Origin of the sequence: Lactiplantibacillus dongliensis, assembly GCF_005405105.1 — a bacterium.
In the GTDB taxonomy this organism is placed as follows: Bacteria; Bacillota; Bacilli; order Lactobacillales; family Lactobacillaceae; genus Lactiplantibacillus; species Lactiplantibacillus dongliensis.
In genome coordinates, this window is sequence record NZ_BJDK01000063.1 from 1 (window position 1) to 1,745 (window position 1,745).

Annotated in this window: 1 rRNA gene; it reads right to left on the bottom strand. The window is 49.3% G+C overall.

The window, feature by feature from the left end:
• Positions 1-28: 28 nt before the first annotated feature.
• A 16S ribosomal RNA gene (locus FFM80_RS14335) occupies positions 29-1,602 on the bottom strand.
• Between the last annotated feature and the right edge of the window lie 143 nt (positions 1,603-1,745).

The window sequence follows — 1,745 nt, forward strand, 5'->3', positions numbered from 1 at the left end:
GTGTGTAGGTTTCCGTAATATTCCTTAGAAAGGAGGTGATCCAGCCGCAGGTTCTCCTACGGCTACCTTGTTACGACTTCACCCTAATCATCTGTCCCACCTTAGGCGGCTGGTCCCCGAAGGTTACCCCACCGACTTTGGGTGTTACAAACTCTCATGGTGTGACGGGCGGTGTGTACAAGGCCCGGGAACGTATTCACCGCGGCATGCTGATCCGCGATTACTAGCGATTCCAACTTCATGTAGGCGAGTTGCAGCCTACAATCCGAACTGAGAATGGTTTTAAGAGATTAGCTTGCTCTCGCGAGTTCGCAACTCGTTGTACCATCCATTGTAGCACGTGTGTAGCCCAGGTCATAAGGGGCATGATGATTTGACGTCATCCCCACCTTCCTCCGGTTTGTCACCGGCAGTCTCACCAGAGTGCCCAACTTAATGCTGGCAACTGATAATAAGGGTTGCGCTCGTTGCGGGACTTAACCCAACATCTCACGACACGAGCTGACGACAACCATGCACCACCTGTATCCATGTCCCCGAAGGGAACGTCTAATCTCTTAGATTTGCATAGTATGTCAAGACCTGGTAAGGTTCTTCGCGTAGCTTCGAATTAAACCACATGCTCCACCGCTTGTGCGGGCCCCCGTCAATTCCTTTGAGTTTCAGTCTTGCGACCGTACTCCCCAGGCGGAATGCTTAATGCGTTAGCTGCAGCACTGAAGGGCGGAAACCCTCCAACACTTAGCATTCATCGTTTACGGTATGGACTACCAGGGTATCTAATCCTGTTTGCTACCCATACTTTCGAGCCTCAGCGTCAGTTACAGACCAGACAGCCGCCTTCGCCACTGGTGTTCTTCCATATATCTACGCATTTCACCGCTACACATGGAGTTCCACTGTCCTCTTCTGCACTCAAGTTTCCCAGTTTCCGATGCACTTCTCCGGTTAAGCCGAAGGCTTTCACATCAGACTTAAAAAACCGCCTGCGCTCGCTTTACGCCCAATAAATCCGGACAACGCTTGCCACCTACGTATTACCGCGGCTGCTGGCACGTAGTTAGCCGTGGCTTTCTGGTTAGATACCGTCAATACCTGAACAGTTACTCTCAGATATGTTCTTCTCTAACAACAGAGTTTTACGAGCCGAAACCCTTCTTCACTCACGCGGCGTTGCTCCATCAGACTTTCGTCCATTGTGGAAGATTCCCTACTGCTGCCTCCCGTAGGAGTTTGGGCCGTGTCTCAGTCCCAATGTGGCCGATTACCCTCTCAGGTCGGCTACGTATCATTGCCATGGTGAGCCTTTACCTCACCATCTAGCTAATACGCCGCAGGACCATCCAAAAGTGATAGCCGAAGCCATCTTTCAAGCTCAGACCATGCGGTCCGAGTTGTTATGCGGTATTAGCATCTGTTTCCAGGTGTTATCCCCCGCTTCTGGGCAGGTTTCCTACGTGTTACTCACCAGTTCGCCACTCACTCAAATGTTAAATCAATCAGGTGCAAGCACCTTCAATCAATAACCAGAGTTCGTTCGACTTGCATGTATTAGGCACGCCGCCAGCGTTCGTCCTGAGCCAGGATCAAACTCTCAAATTAATGATGAGTTCTAAAAAAGCTCATTTAATTGTTGTTTCAAAATTTATTTGCTAGCGAATTGACTTCGCAAATGTTTGCTACCAATTCAAGAATTGATAGACCCTACACATTTGATTCGTCGAAACTTTGTTCAGTTTTCAAAG